Source organism: Thiolapillus sp., assembly GCF_048562965.1.
Taxonomy (GTDB): domain Bacteria; phylum Pseudomonadota; class Gammaproteobacteria; order Chromatiales; family Chromatiaceae; genus Thiolapillus; species Thiolapillus brandeum_A.
In genome coordinates, this window is sequence record NZ_JBHNMF010001490.1 from 1 (window position 1) to 603 (window position 603).

1 protein-coding gene is annotated in these 603 nt (G+C 44.6%); it reads left to right on the forward strand.

Annotated features, from left to right (window positions below):
• Window positions 1-39: 39 nt before the first annotated feature.
• On the forward strand, window positions 40-603 hold a 564-nt coding region (locus ACOCD2_RS25090; protein WP_293675619.1), incomplete at its 3' end, for a restriction endonuclease subunit S.

Here is a 603-nt window from a genome sequence, read left to right on the forward strand (position 1 = left end):
CTGCGCTTTCCTGAGTTTCGGGAGGCGGGGGCGTGGGAGGTGAAGCGGTTGGGTGAATTAGCCAGTCGTATTACAGGAAGAGTTGGGTCTAAAAAACTGATACCTATAAGCATAAGTTCCGGGGTTGGATTCGTATCGCAAGCTGAAAAATTTGGGAGAGATATTTCTGGGAAACAATACGAAAAATACATTGCACTTGAGAGAGGACAATTTTCCTACAACAAAGGTAATTCAAAGACATTCCCTCAAGGATCGATATATCAATTGCAAGAATTTGAAGATGCTGCCGTACCAAACGCGTTTTATAGTTTCGAGTTCAAAAAAAAATATGTCCCAGAGTTCTATAATGGTTACTTCGAGAAAAACTTTCATGGTCATCAATTAGCCAGATTTATTACAAGTGGCGCTAGAAGTGACGGTCTGCTAAACATAAGTGCAGCAGATTTCTTCAGCATTGTCTTACCAACGCCAACGAATAGGGACGAACAACAAAAAATCGCCCACTGCCTCTCCTCCCTTGATGAGGTGATCGGGCTGCAAGCCAAAAAGGTCCAGGCCCTGAAACAGCACAAGAAGGGCCTGATGCAGCAGCTCTTCCCCGCC